Below are 16,408 nucleotides of genomic sequence, written 5' to 3'. Positions count from 1 at the left end.
TCTCTCATTCTCTTTTATTCTACTGTTTCTTCCACAGTTTCAACGGCAGTATCTACAACTACTTCTGTTGTTTCTTCATTTCCTTCTTCCTCTACTGGAGGATTAAGGTATTCTTCTTCGTTGATAGCATGTGGTTCAAGGTTACGGTAGCGAGCCATACCAGTACCTGCTGGGATGATCTTACCGATGATAACATTTTCCTTAAGTCCAAGGAGATGGTCTTTCTTACCACGGATAGCTGCGTCAGTAAGGACACGAGTTGTTTCCTGGAAGGAAGCCGCTGACAAGAAACTGTTGGTTTCAAGTGAGGCTTTGGTAATTCCCATAAGAACTGGGCGACCAGTCGCTGGAACTCCACCTGCGATAAGGACATCTTTGTTGGCATCTGTAAAGTCATTGATATCCATGAGGGTACCCATAAGAAGATCTGTGTCACCTGGATCCATGACACGGACTTTACGGATCATTTGACGAACCATTACCTCGATGTGTTTGTCACCGATTTCTACCCCTTGGCTACGGTAAACTTTTTGTACTTCACCAAGAAGGTAAGTTTCAACTGACAAGACATCGCGAACTGCAAGGAGGCGTTTTGGTTGGATAGAACCTTCTGTCAGAGCAGCACCACGCGCTACTCGGTCCCCAACTTCTACACGCATACGAGCTGTAAATGGAACAACATATTCACCTTCGCCAGTTTCTCCCTTAACAAAGACTTTCTTAGTACGAGTTGAAGCATCTTCTTCGATAGCAGTAACTTGTCCTTTGACCTCTGTGATAACCGCTTCCCCTTTAGGATTGCGGGCTTCAAAGATTTCTTGGACACGAGGAAGACCCTGAGTGATATCGGTATTTGAGGCAACCCCACCCGTGTGGAAAGTACGCATTGTAAGCTGTGTACCAGGCTCCCCGATAGATTGGGCAGCGATTGTACCAACTGCTTCACCAACTTCAACCGCATCACCAGTCGCCAAGTTAATACCGTAACAGTGACGGCAGACACCATGACGAGTGTTACATGTAAATACGGAACGGATAGTCACTTCTTCCACACCAGCATTGACAATTTCACGCGCCTTGTCTTCTGTAATCAACTCATTTGGACCAATGATAACTGCACCCGTTTCTGGATGTTTAACAGTTTTCTTAGTATAACGACCATTGAGACGCTCTTCAAGAGACTCGATCATCTCTTTTCCTTCTGCGATAGAGCGGATCAAGAGACCACGGTCAGTTCCACAGTCGTCCTCACGGATGATAACATCTTGGGCAACGTCAACCAAACGACGAGTCAAATAACCTGAGTCAGCTGTCTTAAGGGCCGTATCGGTCATACCTTTACGCGCACCGTGAGTTGAGAAGAACATTTCGAGTACTGACAGACCTTCGCGGAAGTTTGAAAGGATTGGCAATTCCATGATACGTCCGTTAGGAGCAGCCATCAGACCACGCATACCGGCAAGCTGTGAGAAGTTTGAGATATTACCACGGGCTCCAGAGTCCATCATCATAACGATTGGGTTCTTAGGATCTTGGTTGGCAATCAAGCGTTTCTCAAGTTTTTCACGGGCAGCACGCCATTCAGCTGTAACGGCATTGTAACGCTCGTCGTCTGTGATCATACCGCGACGGAATTGTTTGGTGATTTGTTCTACACGTTTGTGTGATTCTTCAATGATTTCAGCTTTGTCATCAACGACTGGGATATCGGCAATCCCCACTGTCAATCCTGCAAGAGTTGAGTGGTGGTAACCGAGGTTCTTCATACGGTCAAGTAGGGCAGAAGTTTCTGTCGTACGGAAACGTTTGAAGATTTCAGCGATGATATTTCCAAGATTTTTCTTCTTGAATGGAGGGTTAAGTTCAAGATTGCTGATAGCTTCCTTGATATCTCCACCAAGTGGCAAGAAGTATTTGGCTGGAACGCCTTCTGTCAAGTTGGCATTGTTTGGTTCTTGCAAGTATGGTAGACCCTCTGGCATGATGTCGTTGAAGAGAATTTTACCAACTGTTGTAAGCAAGACCTTGTGTTTTTGCTCTTCTGTCCAAGGTTTGTTGAGGCTGTCTGTTGCGATACCAACACGTGAGTGAAGGTGAACATAACCATTACGGTAAGCCATAACCGCTTCGTCACGGTCTTTGAAGACCATTCCTTCACCTTCACGACCAGCTTCTTCCATAGTCAAGTAATAGTTACCCAAAACCATGTCCTGAGATGGAGTAACAACCGGTTTACCATCTTTCGGGTTCAAGATATGCTCAGCAGCGAGCATCAAGATACGAGCTTCTGCTTGGGCTTCTTCTGAAAGCGGTACGTGGATGGCCATTTGGTCTCCGTCAAAGTCGGCATTGTAGGCTTCACAGACAAGTGGGTGCAAGCGAAGCGCCTTACCATCAATCAAGACTGGCTCGAAGGCTTGGATACCCAAACGGTGAAGGGTAGGTGCGCGGTTCAAAAGTACTGGGTGTTCTTTGATCACTTCTTCAAGGATATCCCAGATACGCTCATCTCCGCGTTCCACCAAGCGCTTAGCTGCTTTGACGTTTTGCACGATATCACGGGCAACGATTTCACGCATGACAAATGGTTTAAAGAGCTCGATCGCCATTTCACGTGGCACACCACATTGGTACATCTTAAGCGTTGGACCAACGGCAATAACGGAACGTCCTGAGAAGTCAACACGTTTACCGAGCAAGTTTTGACGGAAGCGTCCTTGTTTACCTTTCAGCATGTGACTCAATGATTTCAGTGGACGGCTACCTGGTCCTGTGATTGGACGACCACGACGACCATTGTCAATCAAAGCGTCAACCGCTTCTTGAAGCATACGCTTCTCATTTTGAACGATGATACCAGGTGCATTCAACTCAAGCAAACGAGCCAAACGGTTGTTACGGTTGATAACACGGCGGTAAAGGTCGTTCAAGTCAGATGAGGCAAAACGGCCACCATCCAACTGCAACATTGGACGAAGATCTGGTGGAATAACCGGAAGGATGTTAAGAATCATCCATTCAGGTTTGTTTCCAGACTTGTAAAAGGCATCCAAAACATCCAAACGACGGATAGCTTTGACACGTTTTTGTCCAGTAGCTGTTTTCAACTCTTCTTTGAGTTCAGCAATTTCTTTTTCAAGATCTACTTGTTTTAGAAGGTCTTGGATAGCTTCGGCACCCATCTTGGCAACGAATGATCCATAACCATACTCACGCAAGCGCTCACGGTATTCGCGCTCTGTCATGATAGACTTGTGCTCAAGTGGTGTATCCTTAGGATCAATCACCACATAAGCTGCAAAGTAGATAACTTCCTCGAGGGCACGAGGGCTCATATCAAGGGTCAAGCCCATACGGCTTGGAATCCCCTTGAAGTACCAGATGTGAGATACAGGAGCTTTCGACTCAATGTGCCCCATACGCTCACGACGAACTTTTGTACGCGTTACTTCAACCCCACAACGGTCACAAACAATTCCTCTGTAACGAATGCGTTTGTACTTACCACAAGCACATTCCCAGTCTTTTGTAGGACCAAAGATAACTTCATCAAATAGTCCTTCACGTTCTGGTTTCAAGGTACGGTAATTGATTGTTTCAGGTTTTTTGACTTCTCCATAAGACCATGAACGGACTTTGCTTGGAGAAGCTAGGGTGATTTGCATACTTTTAAAACGATTTACATCAACCACTATTTCTTCCCTTTCTATTCTAAGTGAACTGCTTATTCTTATTCAGCAGTTTCTTCTGTTGCTTCCGCTTTTGTTGCTTTCTCAGCTTCTTCAGCTTCAAAGGCTGCTTTAGCCTCTTGTGCTGCTTTTTCGCGGGCTTTTTCAAGGTCATCTACGTGGATGACATCTTCGTCCATTCCTTCATCCAAGTCACGAAGTTCCACTTCTTGATCATCTTCGTCAAGGACTCGCATGTCAAGACCAAGAGATTGCAATTCTTTGACAAGAACTCGGAAGGATTCTGGAACACCTGGTTTTGGAATTGGTTTTCCTTTTGTAATAGCTTCATAAGCTTTCAAACGTCCGTTGATATCGTCAGACTTGTAAGTCAAGATTTCTTGAAGGACATTTGATGCACCGTAGGCTTCAAGAGCCCAAACCTCCATCTCACCGAAACGTTGTCCACCAAACTGAGCTTTACCTCCAAGTGGTTGTTGAGTAACGGTTGAGTAAGGTCCGACTGAACGCGCGTGCAATTTATCATCAACCATGTGGTGGAGTTTGATCATGTACATGACTCCGACAGAAACACGGTTATCAAATGGTTCACCTGTACGTCCATCGTAAAGGATTGTTTTGGCATCGCTATCCATACCAGCTTCTTTAACAGTTGACCAAAGATCTTCAGAACTTGCTCCGTCAAAGACTGGTGTTGCGATGTGAATACCAAGAGTACGAGCTGCCATCCCAAGGTGGAGTTCCATAACCTGACCGATATTCATACGTGATGGCACCCCAAGTGGGTTCAACATGATATCGACTGGAGTTCCATCTGGAAGGTAAGGCATATCTTCTACAGGAACGATACGAGAGACAACCCCTTTATTTCCGTGACGTCCGGCCATCTTATCTCCGACCTTGATCTTACGTTTTTGAGCGATGTAGACGCGAACCAGCATGTTGACACCTGATTGCAATTCATCTCCATTTGCACGTGTAAAGATCTTAACATCACGAACCACACCATCAGCTCCGTGTGGTACACGAAGAGAAGTGTCACGTACTTCACGAGATTTATCTCCGAAGATAGCGTGCAAGAGCCGTTCTTCAGCTGAAAGGTCTTTCTCACCCTTAGGTGTTACTTTACCTACAAGGATATCCCCTTCTTTAACCTCAGCACCGATACGGATAATACCCATTTCGTCAAGATCTTTAAGGGCATCTTCCCCAACGTTTGGAATTTCACGAGTAATTTCTTCAGGCCCAAGCTTTGTATCGCGTGTTTCTGATTCGTATTCTTCAAGGTGGACAGATGTGTAGACATCGTCTTTAACCAAGCGTTCGCTCATGATAACAGCATCCTCGAAGTTGTAACCTTCCCAAGTCATGTAGGCAACGATTGGGTTTTGTCCAAGCGCCATTTCTCCATTTTCCATAGAAGGTCCGTCAGCAATGAAATCGCCTTTTTCAACGACATCGCCAACTTTTACGAGAGTGCGTTGGTTGTAAGCAGTACCTGAGTTTGAACGACGGAATTTTTGGATGTGGTAAACGTCCAATGAACCATCTTCACGACGAACTTCTACCTTGTCAGCATCTGCATAGGTAACTTTACCGTCATACTGAGCAATCACAGCAGCTCCTGAATCGTGGGCTGCTTGGTATTCCATACCAGTACCAACGTAAGGTGCTTTAGGATTAATCAATGGTACAGCCTGACGTTGCATGTTGGCTCCCATAAGGGCACGGTTGGAGTCATCGTTTTCCAAGAAAGGAATACATGCTGTCGCAACGGCAACTACCTGTTTTGGTGATACGTCCATATAGTCAACAACATTAGCTGGATACTCTTGGTTGACCCCTTGGTGACGTCCCATGACCACTTTCTCAGCAAATGTTCCATCTTCATTCAGACGAGAATTAGCCTGTGCTACAGTAAATTCATCTTCTTCATCGGCTGTCAACCAAACGATTTCGTTCGTGACAACACCTGTTTCACGGTCAACCTTACGGTATGGTGTTTGAACAAAACCATACTTGTTCAAATGTCCGTAAGATGACAAGTTATTGATCAAACCGATGTTAGGTCCTTCAGGTGTCTCGATTGGACACATACGACCGTAGTGAGTGTAGTGCACGTCACGTACTTCATATCCAGCACGGTCACGTGTCAAACCACCAGGTCCTAAGGCTGACAAACGGCGTTTGTGAGACAACTCAGAAAGTGGGTTGTGTTGGTCCATGAACTGTGACAACTGTGATGAACCAAAGAATTCTTTAACCGCAGCTGTTACAGGACGGATATTGATAATTTGTTGTGGTGTCAAGACTTCGTTGTCCTGGACAGACATACGTTCACGGACATTACGTTCCATACGAGAAAGTCCAAGACGTACTTGGTTAGCAAGCAATTCACCAACCGCACGGATACGACGGTTTCCAAGGTGGTCGATATCATCTACACGGCCAAGCCCTTCAGCCAAGTTGAGGAAGTAGCTCATCTCAGCAAGGATATCTGCAGGAGTGACGATACGAACCTTGTCATCTGGATTAGCATTACCGATGATCGTTACAACACGGTCTGGATCAGTTGGTGCAACAACCTTGAATTTTTGAAGAACAACTGGCTCAGTCACAACGGCTGCATCATTTGGAATGTAAACAATCTTGTTCAAATCACCATCCAAATGGCTTTCAATACTTTCAATCACGCTACGAGTCATGATTGTACCAGCTTCTACCAAGATTTCTCCTGTTTCAGGGTCTACCAATGGCTCTGCAATAGTTTGGTTGAGCAAACGTGTTTTAACATTGAGTTTTTTATTGATCTTGTAACGACCAACTGCTGCTAGATCATAGCGACGTGGATCAAAGAAACGAGCCACAAGCAAGCTACGTGAGCTTTCAGCAGTCTTAGGCTCACCTGGACGAAGACGTTCGTAAATTTCTTTCAAAGCTTCGTCTGTACGAGAGTCCATTGGGTTCTTATGGATATCTTTTTCAACAGTGTTGCGAACCAATTCGCTGTCACCAAAGATATCAAAGATTTCATCATCACCCGAGAAACCAAGAGCACGAACCAAGGTTGTAAATGGAATCTTACGAGTACGGTCGATACGAGTGTAGGCGATATCTTTTGAGTCGCTTTCAAGTTCCAACCAAGCTCCACGGTTAGGGATAACAGTTGAACCATAGCCCACTTTACCGTTTTTATCAACTTTGTCGTTAAAGTAAACACCTGGTGAACGGACCAACTGAGAAACGATAATACGTTCACCACCATTGATGATGAAAGTACCCATTTCTGTCATGATTGGGAAATCACCAAAGAAAACTTCTTGGGTCTTGATTTCGCCTGTTTCTTTATTGATCAAGCGGAAGGTTACAAAAATTGGTGCTGAGTAGCTAGCATCGTGGATACGAGCTTCTTCTAGCGTGTATTTTGGTTCCTTGATTTCATATCCAACAAATTCCAACTCCATTGTGTCTGTGAAGTTTGAAATTGGCAATACATCTTCAAACACTTCCTTAAGACCATGGTCTAGGAAATCTTTGAATGAGTCAGTTTGAATTTCAATCAAATTTGGTAAGTCAAGAACTTCTTTGATTCTTGAAAAACTACGACGGGTACGATGTTTCCCGTATTGAACGTCATGTCCTGCCAAGATGATTCTCCTTTGTAAATAAGTTCCAAGCCTTGTCAATCAGGCTTTTCTAATCGTCATATGGTTTTAAAAACCCCTATCACCGTGTCCTCTTGATAAATTTTCAGAATCTTTAAGTCTTTGTTACAAGTACTCAAAATCCTGAAAAAAAGCACAAAAAGAGCAGCTAAATCTGACTTTTTCAGAAGATTTAACTGCTGTGAGCCTTGTCTGGACAATATTTCAGACAAAACCTACGACAAATGATTACTCATATTATACCTTATTTAGCTAGATTTTTCAAGGGGATTGACGAATTTTTGACAAAATCTTTTCCTATAAGAAATACTGGCTTAATCGTAACAAAATTTGTTGCGATTTTTTCTTTTATTTTAATTTTAGGAAAACGCTTGCATCTTATTTTACTAAGTGCTATACTGATAAAGAAATTCATTTATAGGAGATTGATTATGAAAAGAACACCATCTCACACTGAGAAAAAAATGGTTTACAGCATCCGTTCTCTCAAGAATGGAACTGGTTCTGTCCTTATTGGAGCAAGCCTTATTCTGCTTGCCATGGCTACACCAACTATCTCAGCAAACGAAAATACTACAAGCAATAAGGGAACTAGTAATGAAACCACTACTGCCCTTGCACAGCCTCTTACTGATACAGCAACGAGCTCTGGTAAGAAGGAAAGTGATATTTCTTCGCCAAAAAATGCAAACGCTTCCCTAGAGAAAAAAGAAGAAAAACAACCTGCAACAGAGGCACCCACTCCGGCTGCAACTCCCGCCGATTCCGCACCACAAACCGGGCAAGAACGTTCCAATGAGCCAACTACTTCTACGAGTCCAGTAACGACTGAAACTAAGGCAGAAGAGCCAATAGAAGACAACTACTTCCGTATCCATGTCAAAAAGCTTCCTGAAGAAAACAAGGATGCTCAAGGACTATGGACTTGGGACGATGTTGAAAAACCATCTGAAAATTGGCCTAACGGAGCCTTATCCTTCAAGGATGCCAAAAAAGATGACTACGGCTACTACCTAGATGTCAAATTAAAGGGAGAACAAGCCAAGAAAATTAGCTTCCTCATCAATAATACAGCTGGGAAAAATCTAACCGGCGATAAATCGGTAGAGAAACTGGCACCAAAAATGAATGAGGCTTGGTTGGACCAAGATCACAAGGTTTTCTCTTACGAGCCACAACCTGCAGGAACTATTCGCGTCAACTACTACCGTACAGATGGCAACTATGACAAGAAATCTCTCTGGTACTGGGGAGATGTGAAAAATCCAAGTAGTGGTGAATGGCCTAACGGAACAGACTTTACGGCTACAGGCAAATATGGTCGCTATATTGATATTCCACTCAAAGATGCAGCTAAAGATCTTGGATTTTTATTATTAGACAGAAACAAACAAGGAGACGATGTGAAAATCCGTAAAGAAGATTATAAGTTCACAGATTTGAAAAATCATAGCCAAATTTTCCTAAAAGATGATGACGAAACCATCTACACCAACCCCTACTATGTGCACGATATCCGCATGACAGGAGCTCAACACGTGGCTAAATCTCGTATCGAAAGCAGTTTTTCTACCCTCGTTGGAGCTAAGAAAGACGATATCCTCAAACACTCCAGCATCACTGATTACCAAGGGAATAAAGTAGCTATCACAGACGTGGAAGTGGATGAAGCAGGTAAAAAAGTAACCTACATCGGCAACTTCTCTGACACTCAACACCCGTACACTGTCAGTTACAATTCAGACCGATTTACCACACGTTCAAGCTGGCGCCTCAAGGATGAGTCCTACAGTTACGATGGTCCACTCGGCGCAACTCTAAAAGAAGATGGCAAGCGTGTTGACCTCACCCTTTGGTCACCAAGTGCTGATAAGGTTTCTGTCGTTGTCTACGACAAGAATGACCCTGAAAAAGTAGTTGGAACTGTCGCTCTTGAAAAAGGGGAAAGAGGAACTTGGAAGCAAACTCTGAATGAAAACTCTGGTCTCGGTATCAGCAACTACACTGGCTACTACTACCACTACCAAATCGAGCGCCAAGGTAAAACTGTTCTTGCACTCGATCCTTACGCTAAATCCCTCGCTGCTTGGAATAGTGACGAAGCCAAGATTGACGATGCCCATAAAGTTGCTAAAGCTGCCTTTGTAGATCCAGCTAAACTAGGACCTCAAGACTTGACTTATGGTAAGATTCGCAACTTCAAATCGCGCGAAGATGCTGTCATCTATGAAGCTCATGTGCGTGACTTCACTTCAGATCCTGCCATCGCAAAAGATTTGACTAAGCCATTTGGTACCTTTGAAGCCTTTATCGAAAAACTAGACTACCTCAAAAACTTGGGTGTAACCCACATCCAGCTCCTTCCAGTCTTGTCTTACTACTTTGTCAATGAGTTGAAGAACCACGAACGCTTATCTGACTATGCTTCAAGCAACAGCAACTACAACTGGGGATATGACCCTCAAAACTACTTCTCCTTGACTGGTATGTATTCAAGCGATCCTAAGAATCCAGAAAAACGAATCGCAGAATTTAAAAACCTCATCAACGAGATCCACAAACGTGGCATGGGAGCTATCCTGGATGTAGTGTATAACCATACAGCTAAAGTCGATATCTTTGAAGATTTAGAGCCAAACTACTACCACTTTATGGATGCTGATGGGACACCTCGCACTAGCTTTGGTGGTGGACGCTTGGGGACAACCCACCATATGACCAAACGCCTCCTAGTTGACTCTATCAAATATCTAGTTGATACCTACAAAGTAGATGGATTCCGCTTCGATATGATGGGAGACCATGATGCAGCTTCTGTCGAAGAAGCATACAAGGCTGCACGCACCCTCAATCCAAATCTAATCATGCTGGGTGAAGGTTGGAGAACCTATGCCGGTGATGAAAACATGCCTACTAAAGCTGCTGACCAAGATTGGATGAAACATACCGATACTGTCGCAGTCTTCTCAGACGACATCCGTAACAACCTCAAGTCTGGTTATCCAAACGAAGGGCAACCTGCCTTTATCACAGGCGGCAAGCGTGATATCAACACTATCTTCAAAAATCTCATTGCTCAACCAACCAACTTTGAAGCAGATAGTCCTGGAGATGTCATCCAATACATCGCAGCCCATGATAACTTGACCCTCTTTGACATCATCGCCCAATCTATCAAAAAAGATCCAAGCAAAGCTGAGAACTATGCTGAAATTCACCGTCGTTTGCGACTTGGAAACCTCATGGTCTTGACAGCTCAAGGAACTCCATTTATCCACTCTGGTCAGGAATATGGTCGCACCAAACAATTCCGTGACCCAGCCTACAAGACTCCAGTAGCAGAGGACAAACAACCAAACAAATCTCACTTGTTGCGTGATAAGGACGGCAATCCATTTGACTATCCTTACTTCATCCATGACTCTTACGATTCGAGTGATGCTATTAACAAGTTTGACTGGACTAAGGCTACAGATGGAAAAGCATATCCTGAAAATGTCAAGAGCCGTGACTATATGAAAGGGTTGATTGCCCTTCGTCAATCTACAGATGCCTTCCGACTTAAGAGTCTTCAAGATATCAAAGACCGTATTCGCCTCATCACTGTCCCAGGTCAAAATGGTGTGGAGAAAGAGGATGTAGTGATCGGTTACCAAATCACTGCTCCAAACGGTGATATCTACGCAGTCTTTGTCAATGCGGACGAAAAAGCTCGCGAATTTAATTTGGGAACTGCCTTCGACCACCTCAGAAATGCTGAAGTTTTGGCAGATGAAAACCAAGCAGGACCAGTAGGAATTGCCAACCCTCAAGGCCTTGAATGGACTGAAAAAGGATTGAAATTAAATGCCCTTACTGCCACTGTTCTTCGAATCGCTCAAGGCGGTGCCATCGTTGCCCCAGCTGTGGAAGAAAAACCAGAATTTGACCTTTCTAGCTTAAAACAAGAACAAGAGCAAAATAACAGCCAAGACAATATGTCAAACCGAGTAGTCAAACCGGAACAGCAAACTCCAGCTCCACAAACTAAACCTGATTCTGCAAAACCAGATACAAAAGTAGCTGATGCAGAAAATAAACCTAACCAAGCTACAGCTGATTCACAAGCTGAACTACCAAATACAGGAACCAAAAATGATCACAAACTCCTGTTTGCAGGAATTAGTCTCCTTGCTCTTCTAGGTCTCGGGTTCTTGCTAAAAAACAAAAAAGAGAACTAAACTAGCCCTCCTATAGAACTATCCCCCAAGCCTTAACGCTCGGGGGATTGATTTTTATACAATATTTGTCGTCCTAATAAGCTTGATTAGGATTTTTTATTTAGCCTCTTTCATGGCAAAGTAAGCCCGAACTTTTGGTGCAACTTGAGTGCCAAAAAGTTCGATGGCTCTCAGAACTTGTTCATGTGGCATAGAACCAAGCGGTAGATGGAGCATGAAGCGGTCCAAACCTAAGTCTTCAATCATACGAATCAATTTTTCGGCCACCTGATCTGGATTGCCCACAAACATAGCACCATTTGGCCCAACTTGCTCCAAATATTGCTCATAACGCAATTCCTGCCAGTGCGGACGGTCTTTGGAAATAGCATCCACCACTTGCTTAGTCGGATGGAAATAATCTTTTACAGCCTGCTCACCATCTTCAGCAATCCAACCCCAAGAATGAGCTCCAACCTTTAGTTCCTGACTGGCATAACCCGCTTCGCTTCCAATCTCACGATAAGCCTGAATCAACTTTTTAAAATAACGAGGGTTACCACCAATAATGGCATAGACAATCGGTAGGCCTGTCTGAGCAATCTTCACTGTTGATTCTACATGACCACCTGTCGCTATCCACAAGGGCAATTTGTCCTGAACTGGACGAGGATAAACTTCTTTGCCAGAGATTGTTTGGGTCAATCGACCTTGCCAATCTAGTTTTATCTTTTCATTGACTAATTGAAGCAAGTCTAATTTCTCATCAAAAAGAGCTTCGTAGTCTTTTAAGTCATAACCAAATAGGGGAAAAGATTCCGTGAAAGAACCCCTTCCAGCCATAATCTCCGCACGTCCATTTGACAAAGCATCGATAGTGGCATACTGTTGGAACAAGCGAATCGGATCCATACTTGAGAGAATGCTGACTGCACTGGTCAAACGGATTTTCTTGGTATTGACTGCCCCAGCTGCCAGGACAATCTCTGGGGCAGATACTGCAAAGTCTTCCCGATGATGTTCCCCAATCCCATATACATCCAAACCAACCTTGTCAGCCAGTTCAATCTCTGCCACCAACTGACGAATGCGTTCGGCATGACTGTAAGTTTGCCCAGTTCCTTCAAGCTCAGTTGTTTCCCCAAATGTTGAAATTCCCAATTCTACCACAGTGATTCTCCTTGTCTACCTCTGTCCTTCAATTTGACAAATTATTCTAACACTCAATGAAAATCAAAGAGCAAACTAGGAAGCTAGCCGCAGGCTGTACTTAAGTACGGCAAGGTGAAACTGACGTGGTTTGAATTTGATTTTCGAAGAGTATAACACGAATCTTGAGTACAAGCAACCCATTTGCTCACAAGAAAAAGCCTAGATAACTAGACTTTTTAAGCTTATTCTACCGTTACTGACTTAGCAAGGTTACGTGGTTTGTCCACATCAAGCCCACGGTGGAGTGTTGCAAAGTAAGCGACTAATTGCGTTGGCACGACCATTGAAATTGGTGAGAGGTAAGGGTGTACAGTCGTAAGGACGATATCATCTGTCTCTTTAGCAACATTTTCTTCTGCAATAGTGAGAACCTTGGCACCACGGGCTGCCACCTCTTGGATATTTCCACGAGTGTGGTTGGCAAGGACTGGATCTGACAAGAGAGCCAAGACAGGCGTTCCCTCTTCAATCAAGGCAATAGTTCCGTGCTTGAGCTCTCCTGCCGCAAAGCCTTCACACTGGATGTAAGAAATTTCTTTGAGTTTGAGACTTGCTTCCATGGCTACGTAGTAATCTTGACCACGCCCAATATAAAAAGCATTGCGAGTTGTTTCAAGAAGCTCACGAACCTTGGCTTCAATGGTTTCTTTCTCTGAAAGAGTTGATTCGATAGACTGAGCTACAATTGACAACTCATGCACCAAATCAAAGGCTTGCGCTTTGGCATTTCCATTTGCTTCTCCAACAGCTTTTGCAAGGAAAGCAAGGGCTGCAATTTGTGCTGTATAGGCCTTTGTTGATGCTACGGCAATTTCAGGACCTGCATGAAGGAGCATGGTATGGTTGGCTTCACGTGAGAGGGTTGAACCTGGAACATTTGTCACTGTTAAGCTTGAAATTCCCATTTCATTAGCCTTGACCAAAACTTGACGACTATCCGCTGTTTCACCAGATTGGCTGATAAAGATGAAGAGTGGTTTCTTGCTGAGAAGTGGCATACCGTAGCCCCACTCAGATGAGATTCCAAGTTCAACTGGTGTATCTGTCAATTCTTCCAACATCTTCTTAGAAGCAAATCCTGCGTGGTAAGATGTTCCAGCTGCAAGAATGTAGATACGGTCTGCGTCTTGAACAGCCTGGATGATGGCTGGGTCTACGACAACTTGACCAGCATCATCTGTGTAGGCTTGGATGAGTTTACGCATAACCGTTGGTTGCTCATCGATTTCCTTGAGCATGTAGTAAGGATAAGTTCCCTTACCGATATCAGATAAGTCTAGCTCAGCAGTGTAGCTAGCGCGCTCACGACTATTACCATCATAGTCTTGAACTTCCACGCTATCCGCCTTGACGATTACCAACTCTTGGTCATGAATTTCCATGTATTGGTTGGTTTCACGAATCATAGCCATAGCATCTGAGCAGACCATGTTATAGCCTTCTCCAAGACCAATCAAAAGTGGTGATTTATTTTTAGCCACGTAGATGACTTCAGGGTCTTGTGAGTCAACCAAGGCAAAGGCATAAGAACCACGGATGATATGAAGGGCTTTTTTGAAGGCTTCAAGAACTGACAAGCCATCTTCTTCCGCAAATTTTCCAATCAAGTGAACGGCGATTTCAGTATCTGTTTGCCCCTTAAAGTGGTGACCTGCAAGGTATTCTTGCTTGATTTCAAGGTAGTTCTCAATCACCCCATTGTGCACCAAGACAAAACGTTCTGTCTCAGAGCGGTGTGGGTGGGCATTGTCTTCAGTTGGTTTTCCGTGAGTCGCCCAACGAGTATGTCCGATACCCGTTGTTCCCTCAACACCAGCTGTCTTGGCAGACAATTCTGCAATACGACCTACAGCTTTGACTAGGTGATTTTCAGCACCACCTAGGACAAAAATTCCCGCAGAATCATAGCCACGGTATTCGAGCTTTTCAAGTCCTTGAATCAAAATATCAGTTGCATTTGTGTTTCCAACAACACCAACAATTCCACACATAGTATATACGACACAGACCAGCTGTGCTTTCTCCTTAAAATTGGTATAGTCTAATTCCTCTTTTATAGAATCAGCAAAAACAGTATATACTTGTTTCTTTAACTTGTCAAGAGTAAAAATTGGTATAGTTCAAATTACGCTCCTGTAAGCAAAAAACTCTGACCAATTAGGATAATCAGTCAGAGTCCTTTTTAAAATCCATTATTATCACTTAGTTCCTTGAACCAGTGCCCTGATTTCTTCAGACGACGTTCTTGCGTTTCCAAGTCTAATTCGACTAAACCATAGCGATTTTTATAGCTGTTGAGCCATGACCAGCAATCGATAAAGGTCCAAATTAAGTAGCCCTTACAATTGGCCCCATCTTCAATAGCACGGTGCAGTTCACGAAGATGACCTTTTACAAAGTCAATACGGTAATCATCTTGAATCATTCCATCTTGACGGAATTTTTCTTCCCCTTCAACACCCATGCCATTCTCTGTCAACACCCACTCGATATTACCATAATTTTCCTTGATATTTTGGGCAATGTCATAAATCCCTTGCTCATAAATCTCCCAGCCACGATGAGGATTGATTTTACGCCCAGGCATCACATAAGGCTCGTAAAAATGCTCTGGTAAGAGTGGACTCTCTGGATGTTTAGCAAATCGAGGAGCCATGACACGCAAAGGTTGATAGTAGTTGACACCAAGGAAGTCTACCGTATTGTCACGAATGAGTTCCAACTCCTCCTCCGTAGTATCAGGTAAGAGACCGTGTTCATGCAAGATTTCTACCAACTCCTGTGGATAAGTCCCCAAAACAGACGGATCTAAGAAAGATTGGGCCTGAAAAAGGTCCGCAATGCGAGCTGCCTTGACATCAGCAGGATGCTGGCTACGTGGATAAGCCGGTGTCAAGTTTAAGACAATCCCAATCTTGGAATCTGGCAAAAGTTCATGACAAGCCTTAACCACCCGACTGCTGGCCAATTGTGTATGATAAGCTACTTTAACGGCTGCCTCTGCATCCACCTTATGTGGATAATGGGCATCGTAAAAATATCCAAATTCTACTGGAACAATTGGCTCGTTAAAGGTAATCCATTGATCCACTAAATCTCCATAAGTCTCAAAACAAAAACGAGCATAGTCTTCATAGGCTGAGACAGTCGCCTTATTTTCCCAACCATCACCATCCTCTTGAAGGGCAAAAGGCAAATCAAAATGATAAAGATTGACTAAAAGACGAATCCCTTTGGCCTTAATAGCCTCAAAAACCTTACGGTAAAAATCTACACCCTGAGAATTGACTTCCCCACGCCCTTGTGGAAAAATCCGTGACCACTGAATAGAAGTCCGAAAGGCCGTGTGACCAGTTTCTAACAGTAGCTCAATATCCTTTTCCCAGTTTTCATAAAATGTTGATGTTTTATCTGGACCAATCCCATTATAGTAACGATTTGGCTCCACTTGGTACCAATAATCCCAGAGATTATCTCCCTTACCGTCACCAGCTACACGTCCTTCTGTTTGTGGTCCAGAAGTAGAGGATCCCCAGACAAAATCCTTTGGAAATCTTAGCATACATTTACCTCTTTATCTACTCATTTTTCCCATTATATAGAAAAAACAAGGTAAAAACTAGTTACATTTTTTCCTTGTTTT

6 protein-coding genes are annotated in these 16,408 nt (G+C 43.7%); 1 reads left to right on the top strand and 5 read right to left on the bottom strand.

Annotated features, from left to right (window positions below):
* Positions 1-14: 14 nt before the first annotated feature.
* Together rpoC and rpoB are read right to left on the bottom strand one after the other, a co-directional pair.
* Complete coding sequence (gene rpoC, locus B7696_RS06515) at positions 15-3,692, bottom strand: DNA-directed RNA polymerase subunit beta' (RefSeq protein ID WP_192856291.1); 3,678 nt, start codon at positions 3,690-3,692, stop codon at positions 15-17.
* Positions 3,693-3,730: 38 nt separating this feature from the next.
* On the bottom strand, positions 3,731-7,336 hold the full coding sequence (gene rpoB / locus B7696_RS06510; RefSeq protein ID WP_061864712.1) for a DNA-directed RNA polymerase subunit beta: 3,606 nt from the start codon (positions 7,334-7,336) through the stop codon (positions 3,731-3,733).
* A 449-nt stretch (positions 7,337-7,785) separates the two neighbouring features.
* Here rpoB and B7696_RS06505 point away from each other — a divergent pair, with 449 nt between their 5' ends.
* Positions 7,786-11,574, top strand: coding sequence for a pullulanase (locus B7696_RS06505; RefSeq protein ID WP_084862795.1), 3,789 nt, complete (start codon positions 7,786-7,788; stop codon positions 11,572-11,574).
* A gap of 96 nt (positions 11,575-11,670) precedes the next feature.
* Here B7696_RS06505 and B7696_RS06500 read toward each other — a convergent pair whose 3' ends face one another.
* The 3 genes from B7696_RS06500 to bglA form a co-directional block, all read right to left on the bottom strand.
* Positions 11,671-12,723 (bottom strand): LLM class flavin-dependent oxidoreductase, encoded by a 1,053-nt coding sequence (locus tag B7696_RS06500; RefSeq protein WP_084862794.1) that lies wholly within the window; start codon positions 12,721-12,723, stop codon positions 11,671-11,673.
* A 224-nt stretch (positions 12,724-12,947) separates the two neighbouring features.
* Positions 12,948-14,756, bottom strand: a complete 1,809-nt coding sequence (gene glmS, locus B7696_RS06495; protein WP_084862792.1) for a glutamine--fructose-6-phosphate transaminase (isomerizing) — start codon at positions 14,754-14,756, stop codon at positions 12,948-12,950.
* A gap of 191 nt (positions 14,757-14,947) precedes the next feature.
* Positions 14,948-16,327: a 6-phospho-beta-glucosidase gene (gene bglA / locus B7696_RS06490; protein ID WP_084862790.1), complete on the bottom strand. Its 1,380-nt coding sequence runs from the start codon at positions 16,325-16,327 to the stop codon at positions 14,948-14,950.
* Between the last annotated feature and the right edge of the window lie 81 nt (positions 16,328-16,408).

Source organism: Streptococcus mitis (assembly GCF_002096815.1).
Lineage (GTDB): Bacteria > Bacillota > Bacilli > Lactobacillales > Streptococcaceae > Streptococcus > Streptococcus mitis_AD.
This window is presented reverse-complemented; position numbering and strand designations above follow the sequence as displayed.

What these genes read in the sequence shown, in the direction of transcription:
- bglA (WP_084862790.1), bottom strand. Translation starts at nt 16,327, where the DNA reads ATGCTAAGATTTCCAAAGGATTTTGTCTGGGGATCCTCTACTTCTGGA.
- B7696_RS06505 (WP_084862795.1), top strand. Translation starts at nt 7,786, where the DNA reads ATGAAAAGAACACCATCTCACACTGAGAAAAAAATGGTTTACAGCATC.
- glmS (WP_084862792.1), bottom strand. Translation starts at nt 14,756, where the DNA reads ATGTGTGGAATTGTTGGTGTTGTTGGAAACACAAATGCAACTGATATT.